Here is a 25,527-nt window from a genome sequence, read left to right as displayed (position 1 = left end):
GGACGACGGGAATGTGACGACAGGACCTAGCGCGCCGCGGTCACCGTCACCCCCATGACCTCCCGGGCATGCCGGCTCGGCACCATTCCCAGGCGCCAAGCCTGCCATCCCGCGTCCAGGTCGACCCCCCGTTCGAGCAAGAGTTGGTACGCCTCCACGTAGTCGTCGAGCCTTCCGTCGCGGAGCGGGTGGCCGGTGCGGGAGAGCTGCGCCAGTTCCTCCTGGGCGACGGCGCTGCCCACTTCGAGGCCGCCCGGGGAGCCGTACGGCAGAAGGGTGCACCTCAGGAACCTGGCCCAGTCCTCGCCGCGCCGGTCCCCGTACGAGGTGAACAGGCCGGCCGCCTCGTCGCACAGGGCGAGGGCCCCCGGCGTACGGGCGTTTCCGGCGTCGACCACCGCCAGCTCCAGGCAGGTCCACGCCTCGCCGTGGGCCACGCCGATGCGCTGGAAGTCGGCGCGCGCGTCCACCAGGAGCTGGCGGGCGAAGCCCGAGTTGCGCAGGGAGCCGGTCTGGGCGGCCCGTTGGTCTCGGGTGACGCGCGCCGAGTGGTGGCGGGCGCAGGCGAGCCCGTACACGTCCCGCATCCGCGAGAACATCGTGCGGGAGCGCTCCAGTTCGCGGACCGCCAGGTCGAGGTTGCCGGTCTCCTCCAGGGCCTGGCCCAGGTAGTAGACCGTCCATGCCTCGCCGCGCGCGTCCTCGTTCTCCCGGTGCCGGGAGGCCGCCTGGCGCAGGCCGTCGACCGCGGTGGACGGGTCGTCGTCGACGAGACGGGCGCGGGCCAGCTGGGTCAGGGCCCAGGCCTCGCCGCGGGCGTCGCGCGTACGGCCGTACAGGTCCAGGGCGTCACGCAACTCCCGTTCCGCGCGCGGTACGTCGCCCATCCGCAGGCCCAGCTGGCCGAGCTGGAAGTGGGCCCACGCCTCGCCGTGCACGGACTCGCCCTCGCGGTGCAGGACCAGGGCCTCGGTGAGCAGGTTCAGGGCGAGGGCGAGATGGCCCCGGTCGCGCTCCACGGCGGCCAGCGCGTGCATCGTCCAGGCGCGGTCCGCCGCCAGGTCGGGGGAGGCCTGCAGGGCCATGGCCTCCTGGAGCTTGGCGGCCGCCTCGGTGAGGTTGCCCTGGTGGTGGAGGGTGATGCCGAGGGAGCACAGGGCCCGGGCCGCGCCCGCGTCGTGGTGCGCCTCGAAGTAGAGGTTCACCACGGACGACAGGGTGGTGTGGGCCTTGTCCAGCTCGCCGAGCTGGCGGGCCGCGATACCGGTGCGCCACTGCACCGAGCGCACCAGCAGGCCCTGGTCGACGGCCTGCGTCAACTCGCTGATCTCACCCAGGCGGTAGAGGTCGCCACGCAGCAGGCAGTAGTCGCACAGGGCGCCGAGGAGGTTCAGTACGGCCGCTTGGTTCACGCCTTCCGCGTGGCGCAGGGCGGCCGTGATGAAGCTCGACTCGTCGTCCAGCCAGCGCAGGGCCGCGTCGAGGGAGGTGAAGCCGTGCGGCCCGAACTGATCCGCCCGCGTCGACGTCTTGCCGTCGACCAGGCGGATCACCGAGTCGGCCAGCTCCGCGTAGTTCACGATCAGGCGTTCCTGGGCCGCCGTCCGCTCGGACGGCTCCTCCTCGTCAAGCAGCCGTGCCTGGGCGAAGGCCCGGACGAGGTCGTGCAGCCGGTAGCGGCTGCCGCGGACGTGGTCGATGAGGCCCGCCTGCGCGAGCGCGGTGAGGTGGCGGGTGGCCTCCTGCTCGTCCGTCGCGAGCAGGGAGGCCGCGGCGGCGGCGCCGAGCGAGGCACGGCCGGCCAGCGCCAGCCGGCGCAGCAGGCGCCTCGCCGTGTCGGTCTGGTCGGTGTAGCGCAGCCACAGCACCCGCTCGACCGGCTCCACGGGGCCGTACGCGCCGAGGTCGGAGGCCAGTTGGCGCGGGGTGCGCGGGCCGAGGGAGGAACCCGCGATACGCAGGGCGAGGGGGAGGCCGCCGCACAGCCCCCGTACCTGGTCGGAGGCTTCGGCGTCGTACGGGTCGGGCTTCTCCTGGGCCGCCGCGTTCAGCAGTTCCTCGGCGCCCGCCGCGTCCAGGGCGTCGACCGGGAGCTGGTGCACCCAGGCGGCGAGGTCGGCGGGGAGGTCGAGCGGTTTGCGCGCGGTGACCAGGACCAGGCTCTCCGAGCGCTCGGGGACCAGGGCGCGGACCTGCTCGGCGTCGCTCGCGTCGTCGAGCACGATCGTGACGGGCAGGCCCGTCAGATGCTGGTGGTACAGCTCGCTGAGGCGTCTGACCTGCTGGTCCTGCGAGGAACGCTCACGGAAGAGGAGCTGCTCACGGGGTGCGCCGAGCCGGTTGAGGAGGTGGAGCATGGCGTCGCGGGTGGTGAGGGGCGGCTCCTCGGTGCTGTCGCCGCGCAGGTCCACCACGCACGCGCCGCGGAACTGGTCCTTCAGGCTGTGCGCCGCCCGGATCGCGAGGGTGCTGCGGCCTGATCCGGGGGCGCCGTGCAGGACGACCACGGTCGGCTTCGTCTCGGTGCCGGCGCGAGCCGCGTGCACCCACTGCGCCACCCGGGACAGCTCGGTCCGGCGCCCGGTGAACGGGCCGGCCGGCTCGGGAAGCTGCCCGAACGACTGCTCCAGTACGTTGCGTCTGCGCGCCGCGGCACTCTTGTCGGTGCGCCGCAGCTGGGGAGCGCCCTGCTTGGCCCCCGCGGAGGCGCTGAGCACCCGCTGCTGATCGAGGAACGGCCGGATGCCCCGTACCTCCAGCGCCGTCAGCCACTGGAGCCGCAACTGCTCGGGGCCGCCCGGCTGGCCCAGGGCTCCCGCCCGGCGGCTCGCGGCCGGTACGTGCGACGCGGTCACCTTGAGCACGGTGGCCGCCGCGCCCACCACGGCGACGGTCGCCCCCGCGCCGACGGCCGCTGCGGCCCCCGTGCCCAGCGCCAGGTCCGCCGCGCAGGCCGCGACGGCGGCAACCACCGCCACCAGCAGGGGAGTTCCGGCGCCCTCCCGGGCGTACCGCTGTCCGAACGTCAGCCGGCCGGCCTCCGCCTCGTCCAGCGCCCGGGTGTACGCCCCGTACTCCTCGGCGGCGGCCTCTGCCATGGTGTCGAGCGCGGCCCGGGCCCGTGACAGCAACACGGCCCCGTCGCTCCGCCCGCCCGAGCGCCGCACCTCTTCCTCCACGGCCCGGGCCAACAGCCGCTCGGCCTCAGCCCGATGGCCTTCCCGCATGTCACGTCCCCCTCCGGCGGTAACTCCCTTGCGATTCAAGTGTCCTTGGTGGGGGGCGTGAGCGCGAGGGTGCGACGCGATCAATGGGCGGCTGCGCCCGGCGCGTCAGGGGCGGGGGACTGCGGCAGGATGGACCCATGCCGAACCGACTGGCCCATGAGACGTCCCCGTATCTGCTCCAGCACGCCGACAACCCCGTCGACTGGTGGCCCTGGTCGGCCGAGGCCTTCGAGGAGGCCCGTGAGCGGGGTGTGCCCGTGCTGCTCAGCGTCGGATACAGCAGCTGCCACTGGTGTCATGTCATGGCGCACGAGTCCTTCGAGGACGAGGCGACCGCGGCCTACCTCAACGAGCACTTCGTCAGCGTCAAGGTCGACCGCGAGGAGCGGCCCGACGTCGACGCCGTCTACATGGAGGCCGTGCAGGCGGCCACGGGGCAGGGCGGGTGGCCCATGACCGTGTTTCTCACGCAGGACGCGGAGCCCTTCTATTTCGGGACGTACTTTCCGCCCGCGCCCCGGCACGGGATGCCGTCGTTCCGGCAGGTGCTGGAGGGGGTGCGCGGGGCCTGGACCGATCGCAGGGGCGAGGTCGCCGAGGTCGCGGGGAAGATCGTGCGGGATCTCGCCGAGCGGGAGATGGGTTTCGGGAGCGGCGAGGTGCCCGGCGAGGAGGACCTGGCCGGGGCGCTGCTCGGGCTCACCCGGGAGTACGACGCCTCGCGGGGCGGTTTCGGGGGCGCGCCCAAGTTCCCGCCGTCCATGGTGATCGAGTTCCTGCTGCGGCATCACGCGCGGACCGGTTCCGAGGGCGCTCTCCAGATGGCGCAGGACACCTGTGAGCGGATGGCGCGGGGCGGGATCTACGACCAGTTGGGCGGGGGGTTCGCGCGGTACTCCGTGGATCGCGAGTGGGTTGTGCCCCATTTCGAGAAGATGTTGTACGATAATGCACTTTTGTGCAGGGTGTATGCGCATCTCTGGCGTTCGACCGGCTCCGAGCTCGCCCGTCGCGTCGCCCTGGAGACCGCCGACTTCATGGTGGGCGAACTCCGCACGAACGAAGGCGGGTTCGCCTCCGCGCTCGACGCCGACAGCGACGACGGCACGGGGAAGCACGTCGAGGGTGCGTACTACGTGTGGACCCCGCGGCAGCTCCGCGAGGCTCTCGGCGCGGAGGACGGCGAACTCGCCGCCCGGTACTTCGGGGTGACGGAGGAGGGGACCTTCGAGGAGGGCTCCTCCGTACTGCAACTTCCGCAGCAGGACGAGTTGTTCGACGCGGAGAAGGTGGCCGGCATCAGGCGTCGGCTGCTCGCCGCGCGGTCCGAGCGGCCCGCTCCCGGGCGCGACGACAAGATCGTCGCCGCCTGGAACGGGCTCGCCGTCGCCGCCCTCGCGGAGACCGGCGCCTACTTCGACCGCCCCGACCTCGTGGACGCCGCGATCGCCGCCGCGGATCTCCTCGTACGGGTGCACATGGACGACCGGGCGCGGCTGTCCCGTACCAGCAAGGACGGGCAGGCCGGGGCCAACGCGGGGGTGCTGGAGGACTACGCGGACGTCGCCGAGGGGTTCCTCGCGCTGGCCTCCGTCACCGGGGAAGGGGTGTGGCTGGAATTCGCCGGGTTCCTGCTGGACCAGGTGATCGTGCAGTTCGCCGATCCCGAGTCCGGCGCGCTGTACGACACCGCGGCCGACGCCGAGCGGCTCATCCGCCGGCCCCAGGACCCCACCGACAACGCCACGCCCTCCGGCTGGAGCGCAGCGGCCGGTGCCCTGCTGAGCTATGCCGCCCAGACCGGAGCCGAGCCCCATCGGGCCGCCGCCGAAAGGGCGTTGGGCGTCGTGAAGGCGCTCGGGCCGCGCGCTCCCCGTTTCATCGGCTGGGGGCTCGCGGTGGCGGAGGCGCTGCTCGACGGGCCACGCGAGGTCGCGGTCGTGGGGCCGGAGGGGCATCCCCTGACAAAGGCCCTGCACCGGACGGCGCTGCTCGGTACCGCGCCGGGTGCCGTGGTGGCCGTGGGCACTCCGGAGAGTGACGAGCTGCCGCTCCTCGCCGACCGCCCCCTCGTGCAGGGCGAGCCCGCCGCGTACGTCTGCCGTAACTTCACCTGTGACGCTCCGACGACCGATCCCGACCGGCTTCGCACGGCTCTGAGCAGCTGAAACGCAGATCATCAGACCGTCCGTCAACTGGCTGAAACGCGACCGGTGTTCGAATTGTTCAGCAAACGATCCGACTGTGATGAAACACGCTCTTCACCAGATCAGCCTGTGCACTTCACAGATCGCCCATAGTCTTTGCATCGTGACGCGGCGGATGTGACACATCGTCGCGAATGGGGGTTTTGGGATCTGGGGGGATCTGTTGCTCACGTCTGTCTTTATTGCTGCCGTTTCACTGGCCCTGTTCTGGATGGCGGCGTTCACTCTCTGGTGGCAGATGCACGCGTGGCGCACGCCCGAGGTGCTGGCGTCCACCCGGTTCGGCAGACCGGACGGCGATGACCGGCTGGCGTTCTCGCTGCTGCTGCCGGCCCGCCACGAACAGGCCGTGCTCGACCACACCATCCAGCGACTGCTGGAATCGAGCCACACCGACTTCGAGATCATCGTCATCGTCGGGCACGACGATCCGGAGACCACCGAGGTCGCCCGGCAGGCCGAGGCCCGCGACGAGCGGGTGCGGGTCGTCGTCGACCACCACGAGAAGAAGAACAAGCCGAAGGCCATGAACACGGCGCTGCCGCACTGCCGCGGCGAGGTCGTCGGGGTCTTCGACGCCGAGGACCAGGTCCATCCGGAGCTGCTCGCCCATGTCGACCACGCGTTCCGCACGACGGGTGCGGACGTCGTCCAGGGCGGGGTCCAGCTCATCAACTTCCACTCCAACTGGTACAGCCTGCGCAACTGCCTGGAGTACTTCTTCTGGTTCCGCTCGCGGCTGCACCTGCATGCGCAAAAAGGATTCATCCCGCTCGGCGGCAACACCGTCTTCGTACGGACGGACGTACTGCGGGAAGCGGACGGCTGGGACCCCGAGTGCCTCGCCGAGGACTGCGACCTGGGGGTACGGCTCTCCAGCGTCGGCAAGAAGGTCGTCGTCGCCTACGACTCCGACATGGTGACCCGGGAGGAGACCCCGGGCAGCCTGGTGTCGCTGATGAAGCAGCGCACCCGGTGGAACCAGGGCTTCCTGCAGGTCTACCGCAAGAAGGACTGGAAGCAACTGCCGGGCTTCGGACAGCGGTTGCTCGCCCGATACACGCTGATGACGCCGTATCTGCAGGCCGTCTCCGGGGTGGTCATCCCGCTCAACGTGGCCATCGCGCTCTTCCTCGACGTGCCCGTCGGGATCGCCTTCATCACCTTCCTGCCGGCCGTGACCGCCCTGGTCACCTTCGTCTTCGAGCTCGTCGGACTGCACGACTTCGGCAAGCAGTACGGGCTCCGCGTCCGGTTCGTCCACTATCTGAAGCTCGTGGTCGGTGGCCCCTTCTATCAGGTGCTCCTCGCCGGTGCGGCCGTCCGTGCCGTCTGGCGTGAGCAAAGGGGCCGCAACGACTGGGAGCTGACCAGTCATGTCGGTGCGCACCTCACCGAGGCCGAAGCGACCCACTAGGGCCCGAGGCCACCCGCCGGGCATCCGGTCCGAGATCAGGCGGGGCGGCCTTGGTTCCGTACGCCCTGGTGCTGCAGGCCTTGGGCCCGTATCTACCGAAACGTACCGAAAGTCCCGAGAGGACCTTCCCGCGTGACCTCGACACTTCCCGCGGTGACCACGTCCACGGTCCCCGCGACGCGACCCACCGTGCCCGACATCGTCCACGACCGCCCGCCGCTCCAGCGGCTGCGCACCTCACGCACCGACCTGCTGCTGTGCGGCGCCCTGCTGCTGGCGATCATCGTCGTGCAGGGCTGGAACATCACCGACTACCCGACCCTCAGCGACGACGAGGGCACCTACCTCGCCCAGGCGTGGGCCGTGCAGCAGGGCAAGGGCCTCGCGCACTACACGTACTGGTACGACCACCCGCCGCTGGGCTGGATCCAGATAGCCGCACTGACCTGGATCCCCGCCCACATCAGCCCCTCGCTGATGACGGTCGGCTCGATGCGCGTCGCGATGCTCGCGGTCAGCGCCGCAAGCTCGGTCCTGCTGTACGTCCTCGCGCGCCGTCTCTCGCTGCCGCGCTGGGCCGCGGGCCTCGCGATGGTGCTCTTCGGGCTCTCCCCGCTGTCGGTCGTGCTCCAGCGCGAGATCTTCCTCGACAACATCGCGGTGATGTGGACGCTGCTCGCGTTCTGCCTCGCCGCGTCCCCGAGCCGGCACCTCTGGCACCACTTCGGGGCGGGCATCGCGGCCGCGGCCGCCGTGCTCACCAAGGAGACGATGCTCGTCGTCCTGCCCGCGCTCCTGGTCACCATGTGGCGCCACGGCCACCGCGACACCCGCAAGTTCGCGCTCACCGGAGCCATCACCGCCTGCGCCCTGATCGGCCTCGCGTACCCGCTGTTCGCCCTGCTCAAGGGCGAACTGTTCCCGGGCGCGGGCCATGTCTCGCTCTGGGACGGCATCACCTACCAGATGAGCCGACCCGGCTCCGGCTTCATCCTCGACCCCGGCACCGGCTCGTACGGCGTGCTGCACTCCTGGCTCTACTACGACCGGGTGCTGATCATCGGCGGCCTCGCCGGAGCACTGCTGCTCCTGGCCACCTGGCGGTGGTCCGTCACCGCCCGGGCCCTCGCCGGACCCGCCCTCACGGTGGCGATCCTCGCCCTGGTGGCGCTGCGCCCGAGCGGCTATCTGCCCGCGATGTACATCATCCAGGCGCTGCCGTTCCTCGCGCTGGTCCTCGCCGGAGGCGCCGCCAGCCTCGCCCATCTGGTGCTGCGCAGGTGGCGGAGCGACGAGGAGAAGCCGTACGTCACCTGGGGACGGCGGGTGACGGCGGCCGCGCTCGTGGCGGTCGCCGCGCTCTACGTGCTGCCGCGCTGGTACGACGGCGACCGCACCGCCGTGACCGCCGACGCCAACGCCCCCTACCGGGCGGCGGCCACCTGGCTGAAGACCGAGGTCCAGGACCCGGCGGCCACCCGGGTCCTGGTCGACGACGCCCTCTGGCTCGACCTGGTCCACGACGGCTACCGGCCCGGGCTCGGCGTCATCTGGTTCTACAAGGCGGACCTCGACCCCGCGGTGACCAAGACGATGCCGCGCGGCTGGAAGGACATCGACTACGTCGTCGCCTCCCCGACGGTGCGGCGTGACGCGGTCGACCTGCCCAACGTCAAGGCGGCCATCGAACACTCGACGCCGGTCGCCACCTTCGGCAAGGGCGCCGACCGGATCGAGATCCGGCAGATCGACGGGAGCACGGGAAACACCATGACCACGACGACATCCGGGGGCAGTCGATGAGCAGCTTCGAGAGCACTGTCCCCGGGGAGCTCGGCGATCCGGCCGTACGGGCGTCCACCGCGAGTGAGCCGGAGGGGCGCGCCGGTGTCGAGAGGGCGAACGCGCGGAGGCCCGAAGGGTTGAGCACGATCGCCCTCTCGACACCGGCTGGAGCGCCCCGGAGGCGAGCCGAGCGCGAAAACGCAGTCCCTGAACCGGGCGCCGTCACCATCGTCGTACCGACCTTCAACGAGTCCGCGAACATCCGCGAACTCCTGTGCCGGATCACCGAGTCGGTGCCCTCCCGGCTGCCCTGCGAGGTCGTCTTCGTGGACGACTCCACGGACGACACCCCCGAGGTGATCTCCCGGGAGGCGCAGGACTGCCCGTTCCCGGTGACCGTGCTGCACCGCGAGGAGGCCGTGGGCGGGCTTGGCGGCGCCGTCGTCGAGGGCCTGAAGGCGGCGAGCTCCGACTGGATCGTCGTCATGGACGGCGATCTCCAGCATCCGCCGTCCCTGATACCGGAGTTGGTGGCCTCGGGGGAGCGGTCCGCCGCCGGGCTCGTCGTCGCCAGCCGGTACATCAAGGGCGGCAGCCGCGAGGGTCTCGCGGGCGGCTACCGCATCGCCGTCTCGCGCGGCGCGACCTGGCTGACCAAGACGCTCTTCCCGCGCCGACTGCGCGGCATCAGCGATCCGATGAGCGGTTTCTTCGCGATCCGCCGCAGCGCGGTCACCGCCGACATCCTCCAGCCGCTCGGCTACAAGATCCTCCTCGAACTCGCCGTCCGCAGCCGCCCCCGCCAGGTCACCGAGGTGCCCTTCGTCTTCCAGGACCGGTTCGCGGGCGAGTCCAAGTCGACCGCGCAGGAGGGCTTCCGGTTCCTGCGCCACCTCGTCGGGCTGCGCACCGCCTCGCCGGTCGCCCGGATGGTGGTCTTCGGCCTGATCGGCGCCACCGGCTTCCTGCCGAACCTGCTCGGCCTGTACGCGCTCACCGCCGCCGGCATGCACTACGTACCGGCCGAGATCCTCGCCAACCAGCTCGGCGTCGCCTGGAACTTCCTGCTCATCGAGCATCTGCTGTTCCGCGAGCGCCGCAGGCACCGCACCTGGTGGGACCGGGTGGGCCGGTTCGGGCTGCTCGCCAACGCCGACCTGGTGCTGCGCATCCCGCTGATCGCCCTGTTCGTCGGCCACTTCGGGATGGGCGCCCTGTCCGCCACCGCGCTGGCCCTGGTGATGACCTTCGTCCTGCGCTTCGTGGGCACCGAGGCGCTGGTCTATCTGCCGCGCCGCGGCAGCGAGGCCCCGGGCGGGAGCCGCAGCCGCACAAAAAGGAGAGCCGCGTGAAACATCTGGCACGACCCAGACGGAGAACCTCACTGCTGGCCGTGGCGGGCCTGGCCGCCGGGCTGCTGCTCGTCTCGCCCCAGCCCGCCTCCGCCGCCAACCTCGTCACCAACCCGGGTTTCGAGACCGACGGCACGGACGGCATGCCGTCCTGCTGGGAGAAGTCCGGCTGGGGCGACAACGACTTCACCTTCGCCACCGTCGCCGACTCCCACTCCGGCTCCAAGGCCATGAAGGTCACACTGACCCGGCGCGTCGACGGCGACCGCAAGGCCCTGATCACGGAGTCCGCGACCTGCGCGCCGGTGGTCACCGCGGGCAAGCAGTACGACCTCGGCCTCTGGTACAAGTCGACGACACCGGACACCGCGATCACCCTCTTCCGGCACGACACCACGGCGGGCTGGCAGTACTGGACCGACCTCAAGACGCTGGACATGGCGGCGAGCTGGACGCAGGCGAGCGTCCGTACGCCCGCCGTCCCGGCCGGTACCGACCGCATCACCTGGGGCGTCTCGGTGTACGGCACCGGCTCGGCGACCACCGACGACTACACGATGGAACAGGTCTCCGACCCGATCCCGCCGGCCACCTGCACCGCCACCGCCGACGAGTGCGCGAACGGCCGCTGGGACGTGCTGCCCACGCAGAACCCGGTGCGCTCCATGCACTCCGTCGTCCTCAACAACGGCAAGGTGCTGCTGATCGCCGGGTCCGGCAACAGCGAGGAGAACTTCGACGCGGGCACCTTCACCAGCGCGGTCTACGACCCGGTGAAGGGCACGTACAAGGTGATCCCCACGCCGAAGGACATGTTCTGCTCGGGACACGTCCAGCTCGCCGACGGGCGGGTGCTGGTGATGAGCGGCAACAAGGCGTTCCCGGTCGCGGGCGGGCACGGCTACGAGGGGTACAAGGACTCGTACATCTTCGACCCGGTCACCGAGACGTACAGCAAGACGAACGACCTGAACGACGGCCACTGGTACCCGTCGGCCACCGAGCTCGGCAACGGTGACGTCATCTCGTTCGGCGGACTGCGCGAGGACTCCACCGGGTCGGTGACGGCCGAGCGCTGGTCGGCGGCGCAGCAGCAGTGGCTGCCGTTGTGGCAGGTCAACCAGACCTGGTCGTACTGGGGTCTGTACCCGTCGATGATCCTGATGCAGGACGGGCGGCTCTTCTACTCGGGCAGCCATGTCTTCGGCAACGGCACGCCCGGCACGGGTTCGGCGATCTACGACTACGACGCGAACACCGTCACGGCGATCCCCGGACTCCAGGACAAGGACGAGCGCGACCAGTCCGCGAGCGTGCTGCTGCCCCCGGCCCAGGACCAGAAGGTGCTGACGATCGGCGGCGGCAACATCGACTCCAACCCGGAGGCGAACCGGCTCACCGACATCATCGACCTGAAGGCCGCGAACCCGGCGTACACCGTAGGCCCGCAGATCCCGCAGGGCACGGTCGACCTCGGCAACGGCAAGGTCGCCGAGACCGGCAACCAGGGCAAGATGTACGTCTCCGCCGTCCTCCTGCCGGACGGCAAGGTGCTGGAGACGGGCGGCGGCCTGCACAACCGCGCCAACCCCGTCTTCGAAGCGTCGATGTTCGACCCGGCGACCTCCACCTTCGACCCGGTGGCCGCCGACCCCGAGGCGCGCGGCTACCACTCCTCCGCGTTCCTGCTGCCCGACGGCCGGGTGATGGCCACCGGCGACAACCCGGGCAACGGCACCTGGAACCACAACGTGTCCATCTACACCCCGCCCTACCTCCTCAAGGGCACCCGTCCGACGATCACCTCGGTGATCGACAACGAGTGGGTGTACGGGGACACGCAGCGCATCACGGTCGACCGGCCCATCGTGAAGGCCGAGCTGATCCGCCCGGCCGCGGTGACGCACTCCTCCGACCCGAACCAGCGTTTCGTGGACCTGCCCCTGTCGGTGGACGGCAACAACGTCGACCTGAACGTGACGAGCAACCCCAACATGGCCCCGCCCGGTTGGTACATGCTCTTCGCGGTCGATGCCAACGGGGTGCCCTCGGTCGCCAAGTGGGTGCACCTCCAGGGCCCTGCCGCCCTGGCCACGGACACCGCCTCGGCGCACGTCCACTCCTTCGCCGACTCCCTTGAGGGCACGGTCACCAAGGGCGGCAAGAAGCGGACCTCGCAGAAGGTCAGCACCACGATCTCCGGCTGCGACCGGCACTACGGCACGATCAACGTCTGCGTGCCGACCGTCTTCCCGGACGGCGTCAAGAAGACGACGGCCTCGCGCTGCGCCTGGCTGAAGACGAACGACTACGGCCGTCTGAAGGTCAACGGCAAGGACGACCCGCTGGGTCTCGACCCGAACAAGGACGGGCTGGCCTGCGGAGCCAAGGACCTCAAGCGCCGCTAGGCGTCTGGCTCCCGAACTCGGCGAGGGCGCGCTCCACGATGGCTTCCAGGCCCTCGTGGTGCGCGCCCTTCCAGTAGGCGCGCCCGCACTCCTCGCACTGGGCGAACACGTCGTAGGAGCGCTCGGTGCCGCCTTCCAGCTGGTCCACGACCTGCTTCTTCGTGGCCTCCTTGAGCAGGCCGTTGCAGGCGGTGCAGCGCGTCCAGGGCCTCAGCTCGGGTGCGAACCGGCCGAGTACGTCCCGGAGTTGGTCATCGGGCCGGGTGCTGTAGACGAACGCGCCCGCCCACAGCTCGCGGCGGCGCAGCAGCCCCCGGTCGCGGCTGAGCATCACGCGCCGCTCGGCGGCGGAGCGTGCGGCGAGGGCCGGGTCGCCGATGTCCGTCGACTCGTACGCCGCGTCGACTCCGAGGAGGCGCAGCCGGCGCGCGAGGGTGCCGAGGTGGACGTCGAGGAGGAAGCGGAGCGGGGCGCCGGGGACCTGCTGGGGGCGCGTCACGGGCTGTACGGTCACGGACTCGCCGGCCGCCGGGATGTGCGACACGGGCAGTTCCCGGCCGTCGACGAGGAGCGTGCCGACCTCGGTCAGCGGAACGCCGAGGGATTCGACGACATGGCCGAGGGTCGAGACGCCGTCGGTGGTGAGGGCCCGGCGCCGCTCGCGCGGGACGAAGACCGTCAGTTCGGGGGCGAAGGCGACGTGGATCTCGGGTCCGTTCACCCGGTCAGGATGTCACGCCGGAGAGCCCTGGTCTCGGGGGTTTTCGGTGGGGAGGCCGTGTTCCAGGACGTCCATCGTGCGGTCCACCAGATCCGAGAACTCGTCCCGGTGGTCGTTCTCCGCCCAGTACAGGGAGGTCTCCATCAGGCCGCCGATGAGCGCCATCGCGTAGACCCGCACCTCCAGGCTGTCCGGGTCCCGGCCGGTGCGTTCGCCGATCGCCTGGCAGAGCATGTTGCCGGTGACCGACATGCTCTCCATCATCCGCGAGCGCACCGCCGGGACCTGGACCATCAGGTGGGTCCGCAGCCGGGACACCTCGGGGTCATCCTTGATGCCGAGCCGGATGGCCTTCTGCATCACATAGCGGAGGGTGTCCATCCACGGCTCGTCGGTGGGCCGGGCGCGGAGTTCCTCCATGATGAGCGGGTCGAACTCGTCCGTGAGGACGATGTCCTCCTTGGTGGGGAAGTAGCGGAAGATCGTCGACGGCGACACCTCGGCGCGCTCGGCGATCTGCTCGATCGTCGTCGCGTCGTACCCCTGTTCCTTGACCAGTGTGTACATCGCGGTGCGGATCGCCTCGCGGGTCTTGATCTTCTTCCGCTCGCGCAGGCCCAGCTGAGGGCGGTCGGCGGGGCTGAAGGGGGAGGGTGCGGCCGTCATGTTGCTCATTGTCCGGCATCCGCCACAACGGTGACCATGGCCGGGTCCTCGTCCTCCTTCGTGGCGTGCGCGACGGGGGTGTTGGGCAGGAACGCCGCGGCCAGCAGGGCGGTGACGAGGGCCGCGACGCCGCACACCAGCAGGACCAGGCCCATGCCGTGGACGTACGCGCTGTTCGCGGAGGCCACGAGATCGGCCGAGCCCGCCTTCTGGGCGACGATGTGCGCCGCGACCACGGACTCCCCGGCGGTGTCGGCGGCCTTCGCGGGCAGCCCGGTGACGTCGAGGCGGTCGCGGAATGTGCCGGCCAGCAGGCTGCCGAGGAGGGCGATGCCGATCGCGCTGCCGACCTGGCGCGTCGTCATGAGGAGCCCGGAGCCGCTGCCGGCCCGGTCGCGGGGCAGGGCGCCGAGGGCGCCGTCCATCGCGGGGACGACCGAGAAACCGAAGCCGAATCCGGTGATGGACAGCCACAGCGCGGTGAAGCCGTAGCCCGAGTCGACCGTCGTACGGCTGCCGAGCAGCGCGGCGAAGGCCAGTACCACCAGTCCGGCGGTGACCACCGCGCGGGAACCGAACCGGGCGACGACCGGTTGTGCGGCCCGGGCCGCGACGATCAGACCGCCCATCATGGGCAGCAGCCGCAGGCCGGTGCCGAAGGCGTCGTGGCCGAGCACCGCCTGGAGATACGGCGGCAGCACGAACAGCAGGCCGGACAGGACGAACATCACCAGGGTCGCCGCGATCGTGTTGAACAGGAACCCGCGGTGGGTGAGCAGCGACATGTCGAGCATGGGGCGTTCCACGCGCCGCTCGCGCAGCACCAGGGCGGCGATCAGAACGGCGGCCCCAGCGAGCATGCCCACGATCAGCGGGTCGCCCCAGCCGCGGCTGGGCGCTTCGATGATCGCGTAGATGAGCGCGCCGAGGCCTGCCGCGGTGAGCGCGGTGGAGAGGGTGTCGACCTTGGGGGAGGCGGGGTCGCGGGTCTCGGGCAGCAGGAAGACGCAGGCGGCGATGCCGATCGCGGCCATCGGGACGTTGACCAGGAAGACCGAGCCCCACCAGAAGTGGTTGAGCAGCCAGCCGCCGATGATCGGGCCGAGCGGCAGACCGAGCGACGAGGCGGCGGAGATGATGCCGACGGCCTTGGTGCGCTCGTCGGGTCCGAAGAGCGAGGGCAGCACGGACAGGGCGAGCGGCATGACCAGCGCGGCGCCGAGGCCCATCACCGTGCGGGCCACGATGACCCAGTTGACGTCGTCGGCCAGGGCGCCGGCCACGGAACCGGCGAGGAAGATCCCGAGCCCCACGACGAGCATCCGCCGCCGTCCGAACCGGTCGCCGAGCAGTCCCGCCGGGAGCATCAGCGCGGCGAAGACGATCACGTACGCGTCCGCCATCCACTGCTGCTGGCCGGTGGTGGCGCCGAGTTCGCCCGCCATCGTCGGAAGGGCCACGTTGAGGATCGTCGTGTCGAAGCCGAGCGTGAGCATGCTCGCGACCAGGGCCCCGAGGGCCCACCAGCGATGGGGGTCCCCCCGCTCGAACGAAGTTGAGAGTGGGGGAGGGTCGCGCCGCACGCCATCGTCTTGCGTGACAGTAACCATGAAATGAGAGTAGCTGTCAAAAGGTGGTTGATGTCAATGGGGGTGCACTGTCAGGGGACGCAAAAATGGCCACGGCTCGGAAGCCGTGGCCATTCAGGGAGGAAGGGGGGCGTTACCCGTGCTGGTAGGCCACCAGTGAGATGCCCACGTAGTGCACGACGAACGCCGCGAGGGTGAGGGAGTGGAAGACCTCGTGGAAGCCGAACCAGCGGGGTGAGGGGTTGGGGCGCTTGATCCCGTAGATCACGCCGCCCGCGCTGTAGAGCAGTCCGCCGACGATCACCAGGACCAGCACGGCGATGCCGCCCGTGCGCATGAAGTCCGGCAGGAAGAAGACGGCCGCCCAGCCCATCGCTATGTAGCAGGGGGTGTAGAGCCAGCGCGGGGCGCCGACCCAGAACACCCGGAAGATGATGCCCGCCGCCGCGGCGGCCCAGATGCTCCACAGGAGCCACTGCCCCTTGGCGCCGGGGAGCAGCAGCATCGTGAGCGGGGTGTAGGTGCCCGCGATGATCAGGAAGATGTTGGCGTGGTCGAGTCTGCGCAGCACGCCGTCCATCCGCGGGCTCCAGTTGCCGCGGTGGTAGAGCGCGCTCACTCCGAACAGGAGGCAGGCCGTCAGGACGAAGATCCCGCAGGCGATGCGGGCCCGCGTGGAACTGGCCAGAGCGGTGAGCACCAGACCGGAGATCAGGACGGCCGGGAACATGCCGAGGTGCAGCCAGCCGCGCAGCTTGGGCTTGACCGGATGCGACGGGGAGAGCGCTGCGGGACTGCGGCCTGCGGCCGGCGAGTCCGTGGGCGCGTCGGGGACGGGCGCAGTCATAGGCGGAATCCTACCTACGGAACCGTAAGTTACGTGTCAGTACGGTGCACTGAACAGCCAAGAGTGGCCATGTTCTCACGAGCGTGGCGCAAGGCGGCGCATGCGCAAAAAAACCTTCAGCTGAACCCAACGTGTACGCAAAGAATCGCGGATACACGTGGCGATGGTCACTCCGCTCACGTGTGAGGCCCTCTGGACATATGGGCGAACCCGTCGGATGATCAAATGAGTGCGGTCGGCACCGGATGAGCGCCTTGGGTCTCTACACCCCGAAGCATCCGGGTCGCAGCCCCCACGGGGCCTCAACAAAAAACCCCTCATCTAGGAGCAATCGTGGCGCGCGACATCGCGGCTCCCTCCACCGTCCCCACCCAGCACAAGGAACTGATCTCGTGGGTCAACGAGATCGCAGAACTGACCCAGCCGGACAACGTGGTCTGGTGTGACGGATCCGAGGCCGAGTACGAGCGCCTGTGCGAGGAGCTCGTTCACAAGGGCACCTTCAAGAAGCTCGATCCGATCAAGCGCCCGCATTCCTACTACGCCGCTTCCGACCCGACCGATGTCGCGCGGGTCGAGGACCGGACGTTCATCTGCTCCGAGAAGGAGGAGGACGCGGGCCCGACCAACCACTGGAAGGCGCCCGCCGAGATGCGGGAGATATTCGCGGGGGAGAAGGGCATCTTCCGCGGCTCGATGAAGGGCCGGACGATGTACGTCGTCCCGTTCTGCATGGGCCCGCTCGGCTCCGACCTCTCCGCGATCGGCGTCGAGATCACCGACTCCGCCTACGTCGCCGTGTCCATGCGCACCATGACCCGCATGGGACAGCCCGTCCTCGACGAGCTCGGCACCGACGGCTTCTTCGTGCGCGCTGTGCACACGCTCGGAGCGCCGCTGGCCGAGGGCCAGGCGGACGTGCCGTGGCCGTGCAACTCCACCAAGTACATCTCGCACTTCCCCGAGTCCCGCGAGATCTGGTCCTACGGCTCCGGCTACGGCGGCAACGCGCTGCTCGGCAAGAAGTGCTACGCCCTGCGCATCGCGTCCGTCATGGCGCGTGACGAGGGCTGGCTCGCCGAGCACATGCTCATCCTGAAGCTGACCCCGCCGCAGGGCGAGTCCAAGTACGTCGCCGCCGCCTTCCCGAGCGCCTGCGGCAAGACCAACCTCGCCATGCTGGAGCCCACCGTCTCCGGCTGGACGGTCGAGACGATCGGCGACGACATCGCGTGGATGCGGTTCGGCGAGGACGGCCGGCTGTACGCGATCAACCCCGAGGCCGGATTCTTCGGCGTCGCGCCCGGTACCGGTGAGCACACCAACGCCAACGCGATGAAGACGCTGTGGGGCAACTCCGTCTTCACCAACGTCGCGCTCACCGACGACAACGACATCTGGTGGGAGGGCATGACGGAGGAGACTCCGGCCCACCTGACCGACTGGAAGGGCAACGACTGGACGCCGGAGTCCGGTACGCCCGCCGCCCACCCTAACGCCCGCTTCACCGTCCCCGCCTCGCAGTGCCCGATCATCGCGCCCGAGTGGGAGGACCCCAAGGGCGTGCCGATCTCGGCGATCCTCTTCGGCGGACGCCGCGCCACCGCCGTACCGCTGGTGACGGAGTCCTTCGACTGGAACCACGGCGTCTTCCTCGGCGCCAACGTGGCCTCCGAGAAGACCGCCGCCGCCGAGGGCAAGGTCGGCGAGCTGCGTCGCGACCCCTTCGCCATGCTGCCGTTCTGCGGCTACAACATGGGCGACTACATGGGGCACTGGGTCGACGTCGCCAAGGACAAGGACCAGGCGAAGCTTCCGAAGATCTACTACGTGAACTGGTTCCGCAAGAACGACGCGGGCAAGTTCGTGTGGCCGGGCTTCGGTGAGAACAGCCGTGTCCTGAAGTGGATCGTGGACCGCCTCGACGGCAGGGCCGAAGGCGTCGAGACCCCCATCGGCATCCTGCCGGCCAAGGGCGCCCTGGACACCAAGGGACTCGACCTCTCCGAGGCCGACCTCGACTTCCTGCTCACCGTCGACAAGGACGTGTGGCGCGAGGAGGCGGCGCTCGTGCCCGAGCACCTCAACACCTTCGGCGAGCACACCCCGAAGGAACTGTGGGACGAGTACCGCGCGCTGGTGCGGCGCCTGGGCTGAGTTCCGAGTGGACGGCGGCCTCGCGGCTGCCGTCCACCCCTGAACTCCGCGGCCGGTCCGACTTGCCCTGACCTGCGACGTCGCCAGGCCGGCCGCGGTGACAGCACCACCAACCGGGCCGGGACCCGCTGCACCGTACAAAGGCGTACGGGCGGGTCCCCGGCCCTGTTCTCGGTTCTGATCATCCACCCCCGAAAACGAGTACCGGCTCCGCCGGTTGCTCGGCGACCGATGTCAACTGGCCTGCGGCTGACATACGTTCGTACTGGGGCCGGCCCCGGCGCACCGTCCAAGCGCGGTGGCGATGGTGACCAGCGTCTGGACCATCAGGACGGCGGGTGGGCGCAGCCGCACCAACGGGTCATCGCGACCAGAGGGCGCGCGATTTCGGCCGTGCGCCGGAAGAGCGCGACGAGCGCCGCCCGGGCCACCGCTGCGATCAAAGTCGCCGAGGTCGGTGAACTCGGAGACCAGGCGCATCAGGCCTGGGTAGGCAGGGAAGAACGCGGCCGAGTTCGCCTGGAATGTGCACCAGGGGAAAACGATCGGCGCGATCTGACCGGCTACTGCGCCGATGTGGGTAATTATGCGGCGAAATCTGGCAATTGCGAGGAGTCGGCCGGTAATCTTCGTGCGTCAGTCAGCGCACGACGAAGGAAGTCTGGCCATGTCATTCAACTCGGGGGAGCTGCTCAACTTCGGTGGTGAGGTCGCTGTCGTGCTGGAGGACCGCGGTGACGGTGGCTACCTGATCTCCAGCGGCCGTGCGCAGCTGCCGATCGTGGTACCCGCCCCCACCCTCGAGGACGCGCAGCTCAAGCCCGCCGCGAAGCGGCTGTTCACCCCCTCCGCACCGCACCTGCTCTCCGTGGATGACTTCCTCGACGACCCGGACGAGGTGCGCGAGATCGCGCTCAGCGCCAGCTACCACACCGGTCTGCAGTACTTCAAAGGCCTGCGCAGCGACCACCGGTTCCTCTGGCCCGGCCTGCGCGAGGAGTTCTCGCGGCTGCTCGGCACTCCGGTCACCGAATGGCTCGGCCACAACGCCAACGGCGTCTTTCAGCAGACCGCGCACGACGACCCGCTGGTCTGGCACCACGACTCGCAGAGCTACGCCGCCGCGATCTACCTGAACCCGAACCCGCCTCCCGGTGCCGGCACCAGCTTCTGGCGCGACAGGACCCACGGCTGCCGGCGTGCGCCCAGTCATCCGAAGGAACAGGCGCGCCTCGGCAGCTCCGAGGCCGTCGAGGCCGCGCGCTCGGTCGTCTACGACCCCTACAACTTGGAGCACGAGGACAACTGGGAGCTGATCGAGTCGGTCTCCGGTCAGTACAACCGGCTGGTGATCTGGGACGCGAAGCTGATGCACTCGGCCACGTCGTACGAGCACTTCGCCGGGGAGCACGGCACCCACCGCCTGGTACAGCTCTTCTTCTTCGACATCAACGTCTGAGACGGCGTTTGACGTAGGCGGATTACCCTTTATGTCCTATCGGGTACCTCATCAGGCGGGTGCGGTCGCGTCCGTCATGCGCTTGGTGAGGTTGTCGATTGAGGCGATGCGGATCATCGCCCCGGAGCTGGTGGGCAGGGCCTCGTAGTCGCGGGCGAGGCGTCGGCGCATCGTGATCAATCCGATACTCCGCTGTACCACCCAGCGCCATTCGGCGACATGGAAGCCACGGACTCCCGGGTTTCTGGCGACAACCTCGACGTCGATTCCGAGGCCGACCCCGTGTTCGGCGACGGCGGTTTTTTCTCTGGGTGTCGATCACGGACGCTGTCGGTTCGGGCTTGCGCCCTTCCTTCACGCGGGCCAGGCCGGTCGGATCGTGGTTGAGCTGAGCGAAGACTCCCTCGTCGCGCCAGGTCGTGTAGCAGGCGTATGCGGTGCCGTGGTTCGGGAAGTCGTGCGGGAGGTATTCCCAGGGGATTCCCGTGCGGTTGACGTAGAGGATCGCGTTGAATACATCGCGCAGTTCGACCGATGCCGGCACTTCGGCGGGTCCGCGGTCGGGTCGAGCCTTTCTCCAAGCCATCACCGCCGGATCGACCGTGCGCCGGCGCGGGTCCTCGGTGGCTGTGTCGGGCATTCCGAAACATCTGACTCCTACGGTGAACGCCACCGGGGGGTGGGAGAACGTCAACTCGGCGGTTGCTCTTGGTTTGTGGGGGTTCGGTTGTCGGCGGGGTGGCGACCGAAGGCGATCTGGAAGGCGTTCAGGGGCGCCTTCGTGTGCCGTGACGCGCCGGGGAGGGTGGGAGCAGCGCTGACAAAGCCGGGGTGTAGCAGCACCATCACCGGTTCGTCGGTGGCGGGGAACTTCCGGGAGTCGTGAAACCGATGACCGAGAGGCCGCGGGGAAGGTCCGCGGCGTAGCGATCGAACCGAGCTGATGAATAGAGGCCGGTCCTCGGCCGTGTGGAAAAGCGGCATTCATGGGCAATTCACCTATGGTGATGCCATGCGCGGAATCCTGTTGGCCGGCGGCACCGGCTCGCGACTTTGGCCGTTGACCCGCTCGGTGTCGAAGCAACTGCTCCCGGTCTTCGACAAGCCCATGGTCTATTACCCGCTGTCCACACTCGTGATGGCAGGCGTCCGGGAGATCCTGATCGTCACCACCCCCGAAGACCAGTTCCAGTTCCGTCGGCTGCTAGGCGACGGCAGTCAACTGGGCCTGCGGCTGGAATACATGGCACAGGAGCGCCCGGAGGGCATTGCCCATGCTTTCATCCTGGGCGCCGACTTCATCGACGACGAGTCGGTCGCCCTGATTCTGGGCGACAACATCTTCCATGGCAGCGGCCTTGGCACCCGGCTGGCCCACCACGACGATCTGAAGGGCGGCAGGGTGTTCGCCTACCAGGTCGCCGACCCCACGGCCTATGGCGTGGTGGAGTTCGACGAACTGGGCCGGGCGCTGTCCATCGAGGAGAAACCGGCCCGTCCCAGGTCCCGGTACGCCGTGCCCGGACTGTACTTCTACGACAACCACGTCGTGGACATCGCCCGCGGCCTACGGCCCAGCGTCAGGGGTGAGTTGGAGATCACCGACCTCAACCGCGTCTATCTGGAAGCCGGGACGCTGCACGTCACCCGGCTCGACCGGGGCACCGCGTGGCTCGACACCGGAACCTTCAACTCCATGGTTCAGGCTTCGGAATTCGTCCGGGTGATCGAGGAACGCCAGGGCTTCAAGGTCGGCTGCGTCGAGGAGGCGGTCTGGCGCGCCGGCCTGATCGACGACGACCGGCTCCGGAAACTTGCCCAGCCGCTGCTCAAGAGCGGATACGGCGACTATCTGCTGGGGCTGCTGGAGGACTCCCGATACGTCGTCATGCCTCAAAGGGGCAGTGGATCGCCTCGCGAAGAACTGCTGCGCATGGGGCCGGGCGCTCCGGTGTAACCAACATCCCAAGATGCCCGTACCGCGGCACCCATCCGGTCGACGAGGTCGCCGCCGCCCCTCCCACCCTGCGCAAGGTGTGGGTGGACGGCGGCGACCACCTGGCCACGGTCGTTCTCATGGCCCGCCGACTCACCGGCGAAGCCCCCGTCTCCTGGGGAGACAGCGATCTCTCAGGCGTGTCCCGATCGGCTCCGCTGCTGCGGCATCACCTCCAGGCGGTGCAGCAGCACGAAGCCGCCCTCCTGCGTCACCAGGACGTACCCCTCGCGGAGGGCTTGCGCCAAGTGCTGCTGTTCCGCTTCAGCGCTGAGCGGTGCGCCCAGCCACCCTCGCGTGCTGTCCGGCGCCCAGACGTCCACCATGATCCACTGGGGGTTGGGGCGGCTGTCGTTCGAGCCGTAGAGGCTGACGCTCGTACGGTTGCTGAGCTGGGGCACCAGATGGTCGGACGTCTGGACCGTGGCACCGTCGGGGATCTTGTCCATCAGGCGGTGGGCGACGGCGACGCGAGGATCGGTCCGCCAGGTGTCCGGCTGGACCAGCTGGAACAGGGCGAAGTTCGGAAGGATCATGAGGGTGATCGCGGCGCAGCCCGCGAGGTAACGGCGCAGACCGCGCTCGCTCGTCCCGCGTCGCACCAGGGCGTCGACGAAGGCCGCGAAGACCATGGGCATCAGGACGAGCGAGTAGTGGAAACCCGTCCCCCAGTGCAGGCCGTTGCTCGACGTGAAGCGCCACACCAGAGTCGGCAGGGCGACCCACAGCAGCGGGGACCGCATCGCCAGGAACAGGGTGGGAGCCAGCATGAGTACGAAAGTCGACACCTTCGTCTGGGGGGTGACCAGACCGATCGTGCCCCGGTGGAGCAGATCCAGCAGACCGCCTCCACCGCCACCGTCGACTCCAGATGCTCCAGAACCGCCCCCGACCAGGGACCAATAGGCGAAGGACCCACTCGGGCTGAAGGCCGGCAGAACCACGAACAGTGCCAGCGCCGCTGCGGCCAGACCGGCTGCAACCGTGAACATGCCGATCCTGCGGTCGCCTCGCCAGGCGATGACGAGACCGATGGCGAGAACCGTGAGTCCGAGGTCCTCCTTCACGAGCAGCAGGGGCAGAGCCCAGTACGCCGCGGCGGCCAACCGGTCATTCCCGAGGGCGGCCAGCGAGAACGCCAGGAGCGGTACGGCGAACGCCACTTCGTGGAAGTCGTAGCCGACAGCACTCGCGATTCCCCAGGAGAGGCCGTAGCAGGCACCGATCACCGCGCCGGCCGGGTTGCCCAGGGTCCGGCGTGCCCAGAGAGCCAGCGGGACGACGCTCACGGCGAGGAGCGCGGCCTGCACGACGAGGAGCGTTTCCGCTCCCCGCCACACCCAGTAGAACGGCGCCACGAGCGCGAGGATGGGAGAGAAGTGATCCCCAAGGACGGGAAAGTCCTGGCCCTTCACTTCGGAGACCGGCAAGTGCCCTTCCGCGTATGAGCGGACGACCTGATCGAAGATTCCCAGGTCGTAGCTGCTCGTCATCATCCGCTGGTGGAGACGGAGCGACACCGCCGCGTACACCACGAACAGCGCTCCGGCCATGGCCCAGACCCACCATGTGCCGTAGAAGCGGCCGTTGTGCGGTGATGCGGCCACCGCCTTTTTCTCGAGGGTCGATTGCTGCGTCGGGAGCGTTGCGCCTTTGGCGGGGGATGTTTGCATCGCGAGCCCTTCAGGAAACCGGGAGTGGCGGCCATCAAGATGCCAGCAGCACGCGGTATCCGACCTCGACCAAACTCACGTGTGGTCAGAATCCCCCGAATGGCCGCACACATCCGCCTCACCGCGTAGGGCGCGGGCTAAAGTTCCGCGGCGGATGTCCCGAAGATGCGGAGGTAGTGAGCGGCTAAAAGCCGCGCGGTTGAAGGGAGTAATCACGTGCGACCACTTGGCATCGAAGGGGCCTGGGTGGACACACCCAAGGTTTTCGCGGACAACAGGGGGCGATTCCACGAGTGGTTCAAGAGTGAAAGGTTCCACGGATCCATCGGTCAGGGGCTTCAGCTCGAGCAGGCCAATTGCTCCCGCTCCGCTCGCGGCACTCTCCGCGGTATCCACTATGCGTCGGTCCCGCCCGGCCAGGCCAAGTACGTCACGTGCGTCAGCGGTGCCGTCCTCGACGTGGTGGTCGACATCCGCACCGGCTCCCCGGATTTCGGGAAATGGGAGGCGGTCCGGCTCGATGACACGACGCACCGCTGCGTCTACCTCTCGGAAGGATTGGGCCACGCCTTCATGGCGCTGGAGGACAACTCCACTGTCGTCTACCTGTGTTCGCAGGGGTACGCGCCGCAGCGTGAGTACGGGATCAATCCGCTCGACCCCGCGTTGGCCATCGCCTGGCCCGAGGACCTCGCGCCGTGTCTTTCGGACAAGGACGCGGCGGCGCCCACGCTGGAGGAAGCCGAGCGGCAGGGTCTGCTGCCTTCCTTCGAGGACTGCACCGCGTATCGCGGAAGTCTCGTGAGTGGCGCCTGAGACGGCCGGCCTGCGGCGAAGCCCCGCCCTCGCGGCGGGGCTTCGCGCCGTCGGGAATCACCGGCCGCCATGAAATTGCACCGGAAAACCGGTACTACGCCGGAATCGGCCTGAGAAAGTGCATTGAGGCCGCACGGGTGATCTTCGCCTATGACACGGAACGAATCGTAATTATTCAATCTCCGGGTGTGAAAACTGGGTGCGTCAGTAACCGAAGCCACGTGACACGCATGCGAATGAAGCGCACCGAGTGCGCGCGCTTGCGGTCTGATGCGTCCAAGTTTCCGAGGAAGGTTCTCTGTGAGCCGTAGAACGATCCGAAGTTCACGCGTGAAGTCCGTCGCCATGGTGTCGGTCGGCGCGCTTGCCGTAGTGCTCAACATCGCCCCGAGCGCGACGGCCATCGCTGACGCGATCCACAGGTCCGGCAGCAGCGTCGGCGCTGGTCAGGTTGCGACGCCCGGCCCGAACGGCGCTGTGAGCGCCGCCCGCGGCGGCGGCGGCGACCGCGGGCCGCAGGGGCCTCGCGGCCACCAGGGCCACAACGGTCACGACGGTCACGACGGTAAGCGGGGTCCGCAGGGTCCGCAGGGTAAGCCGGGTCCGCAGGGTCCGCAGGGTCCGCAGGGTCCGCAGGGCAACCAGGGTGCGCAGGGCGACCAAGGCAACCAGGGCTTCCAGGGCGCGCAGGGCAACCAGGGCAACCAGGGTGCGCAGGGCAACCAGGGCAACCAGGGTGCGCAGGGTAAGAAGGGTGCGCAGGGTTACCAGGGTGCGCAGGGCAACCAGGGCAACCAGGGCAACCAGGGCAACCAGGGCAACCAGGGCAACCAGGGTGCGCAGGGTAACCAGGGCAACCAGGGCAACCAGGGTGCGCAGGGTAACCAGGGCAACCAGGGTGAGCAGGGCAACCAGGGCTTCCAGGGCAACCAGGGTGCGCAGGGCAACCAAGGCAACCAGGGCAACCAGGGCTTCCAGGGTGACCGGGGTCCGCAGGGCTTCCAGGGCAACCAGGGCAACCAGGGTGAACAGGGCAACCAGGGCTTCCAGGGGAACCAGGGCAACCAGGGCTTCCAGGGTGACCGGGGTCCGCAGGGCTACCAGGGTAACCAGGGCAACCAGGGCAACCAGGGCTTCCAGGGGAACCAGGGCAACCAGGGCTTCCAGGGTGACCGGGGTCCGCAGGGCTACCAGGGTAACCAGGGTA

16 protein-coding genes and 1 pseudogene are annotated in these 25,527 nt (G+C 69.2%); 9 read left to right on the top strand and 8 right to left on the bottom strand.

Features of this window, described 5'->3' with window-relative positions; all coding sequences use genetic code 11:
- Nucleotides 1–26: 26 nt before the first annotated feature.
- A complete protein-coding gene (locus tag ACFVWD_RS35975) occupies nt 27–3,227 on the bottom strand; it encodes an AAA family ATPase (RefSeq protein WP_389602250.1) in 3,201 nt (1,066 codons plus the stop codon).
- Nucleotides 3,228–3,364: 137 nt separating this feature from the next.
- Between ACFVWD_RS35975 and ACFVWD_RS35970 the strand changes: the two genes are divergently transcribed.
- From ACFVWD_RS35970 to ACFVWD_RS35950, 5 genes are all read left to right on the top strand, one after another.
- On the top strand, nt 3,365–5,395 hold the full coding sequence (locus tag ACFVWD_RS35970) for a thioredoxin domain-containing protein (protein ID WP_389602248.1): 2,031 nt from the start codon (nt 3,365–3,367) through the stop codon (nt 5,393–5,395).
- A 202-nt stretch (nt 5,396–5,597) separates the two neighbouring features.
- Nucleotides 5,598–6,851: a glycosyltransferase gene (locus ACFVWD_RS35965; protein WP_389602246.1), complete on the top strand. Its 1,254-nt coding sequence runs from the start codon at nt 5,598–5,600 to the stop codon at nt 6,849–6,851.
- Nucleotides 6,852–6,983: 132 nt separating this feature from the next.
- The gene (locus tag ACFVWD_RS35960; RefSeq protein WP_389602244.1) at nt 6,984–8,654 is read left to right on the top strand and encodes an ArnT family glycosyltransferase; all 1,671 of its coding nucleotides are present in this window, start codon (nt 6,984–6,986) and stop codon (nt 8,652–8,654) included.
- Nucleotides 8,651–9,988: a glycosyltransferase gene (locus ACFVWD_RS35955; protein ID WP_389602242.1), complete on the top strand. Its 1,338-nt coding sequence runs from the start codon at nt 8,651–8,653 to the stop codon at nt 9,986–9,988. The genes ACFVWD_RS35960 and ACFVWD_RS35955 overlap by 4 nt, the downstream gene beginning before the upstream one ends.
- 5 nt (nt 9,989–9,993) lie before the next feature.
- Nucleotides 9,994–12,396 (top strand): galactose oxidase-like domain-containing protein, encoded by a 2,403-nt coding sequence (locus tag ACFVWD_RS35950; RefSeq protein ID WP_389602299.1) that lies wholly within the window; start codon nt 9,994–9,996, stop codon nt 12,394–12,396.
- Here the strand turns inward: ACFVWD_RS35950 and ACFVWD_RS35945 are convergent.
- From ACFVWD_RS35945 to ACFVWD_RS35930, 4 genes are all read right to left on the bottom strand, one after another.
- Nucleotides 12,383–13,117 carry a Mut7-C RNAse domain-containing protein gene (locus tag ACFVWD_RS35945; RefSeq protein ID WP_389602240.1) on the bottom strand — a complete coding sequence of 245 codons (735 nt, stop codon included), beginning with the start codon at nt 13,115–13,117 and terminating at the stop codon, nt 12,383–12,385. The two genes, ACFVWD_RS35950 and ACFVWD_RS35945, sit on opposite strands and share 14 nt — an antisense overlap.
- Before the next feature lie 12 nt (nt 13,118–13,129).
- Nucleotides 13,130–13,792 carry a TetR/AcrR family transcriptional regulator gene (locus tag ACFVWD_RS35940; RefSeq protein WP_389602238.1) on the bottom strand — a complete coding sequence of 221 codons (663 nt, stop codon included), beginning with the start codon at nt 13,790–13,792 and terminating at the stop codon, nt 13,130–13,132.
- On the bottom strand, nt 13,789–15,393 hold the full coding sequence (locus ACFVWD_RS35935; RefSeq protein WP_389602236.1) for a DHA2 family efflux MFS transporter permease subunit: 1,605 nt from the start codon (nt 15,391–15,393) through the stop codon (nt 13,789–13,791). The genes ACFVWD_RS35940 and ACFVWD_RS35935 overlap by 4 nt, the downstream gene beginning before the upstream one ends.
- Nucleotides 15,394–15,505: 112 nt before the next feature.
- Complete coding sequence (locus ACFVWD_RS35930; protein ID WP_054234786.1) at nt 15,506–16,219, bottom strand: hemolysin III family protein; 714 nt, start codon at nt 16,217–16,219, stop codon at nt 15,506–15,508.
- Between the two features lie 333 nt (nt 16,220–16,552).
- Here ACFVWD_RS35930 and ACFVWD_RS35925 point away from each other — a divergent pair, with 333 nt between their 5' ends.
- Nucleotides 16,553–18,376 carry a phosphoenolpyruvate carboxykinase (GTP) gene (locus ACFVWD_RS35925; protein ID WP_389602234.1) on the top strand — a complete coding sequence of 608 codons (1,824 nt, stop codon included), beginning with the start codon at nt 16,553–16,555 and terminating at the stop codon, nt 18,374–18,376.
- 667 nt (nt 18,377–19,043) lie between these two features.
- Nucleotides 19,044–19,835 carry a DUF6445 family protein gene (locus tag ACFVWD_RS35920; RefSeq protein WP_389602232.1) on the top strand — a complete coding sequence of 264 codons (792 nt, stop codon included), beginning with the start codon at nt 19,044–19,046 and terminating at the stop codon, nt 19,833–19,835.
- Nucleotides 19,836–19,886: 51 nt separating this feature from the next.
- On the opposite strand, the pseudogene ACFVWD_RS35915 reads toward ACFVWD_RS35920, so the two are convergent.
- Nucleotides 19,887–20,475 (bottom strand): annotated as a pseudogene (locus ACFVWD_RS35915) (transposase).
- Between the two features lie 372 nt (nt 20,476–20,847).
- Here ACFVWD_RS35915 and rfbA point away from each other — a divergent pair.
- Nucleotides 20,848–21,792, top strand: a complete 945-nt coding sequence (gene rfbA / locus ACFVWD_RS35910; RefSeq protein ID WP_389602231.1) for a glucose-1-phosphate thymidylyltransferase RfbA — start codon at nt 20,848–20,850, stop codon at nt 21,790–21,792.
- A gap of 173 nt (nt 21,793–21,965) precedes the next feature.
- Here rfbA and ACFVWD_RS35905 read toward each other — a convergent pair whose 3' ends face one another.
- Nucleotides 21,966–23,438: a DUF2079 domain-containing protein gene (locus ACFVWD_RS35905; protein ID WP_389602230.1), complete on the bottom strand. Its 1,473-nt coding sequence runs from the start codon at nt 23,436–23,438 to the stop codon at nt 21,966–21,968.
- Between the two features lie 282 nt (nt 23,439–23,720).
- On the opposite strand from ACFVWD_RS35905, the gene ACFVWD_RS35900 reads away from it, so the two are divergent.
- Nucleotides 23,721–24,320 carry a dTDP-4-dehydrorhamnose 3,5-epimerase family protein gene (locus ACFVWD_RS35900; RefSeq protein ID WP_097286051.1) on the top strand — a complete coding sequence of 200 codons (600 nt, stop codon included), beginning with the start codon at nt 23,721–23,723 and terminating at the stop codon, nt 24,318–24,320.
- A gap of 324 nt (nt 24,321–24,644) precedes the next feature.
- Here the strand turns inward: ACFVWD_RS35900 and ACFVWD_RS35895 are convergent.
- Nucleotides 24,645–25,527: hypothetical protein (locus ACFVWD_RS35895; RefSeq protein WP_389602228.1), on the bottom strand; the 883-nt coding region annotated here is incomplete at its 5' end.

Origin of the sequence: Streptomyces sp. NPDC058086, from assembly GCF_042885015.1 — a bacterium.
In the GTDB taxonomy this organism is placed as follows: Bacteria; Actinomycetota; Actinomycetes; order Streptomycetales; family Streptomycetaceae; genus Streptomyces.
This window is presented reverse-complemented; position numbering and strand designations above follow the sequence as displayed.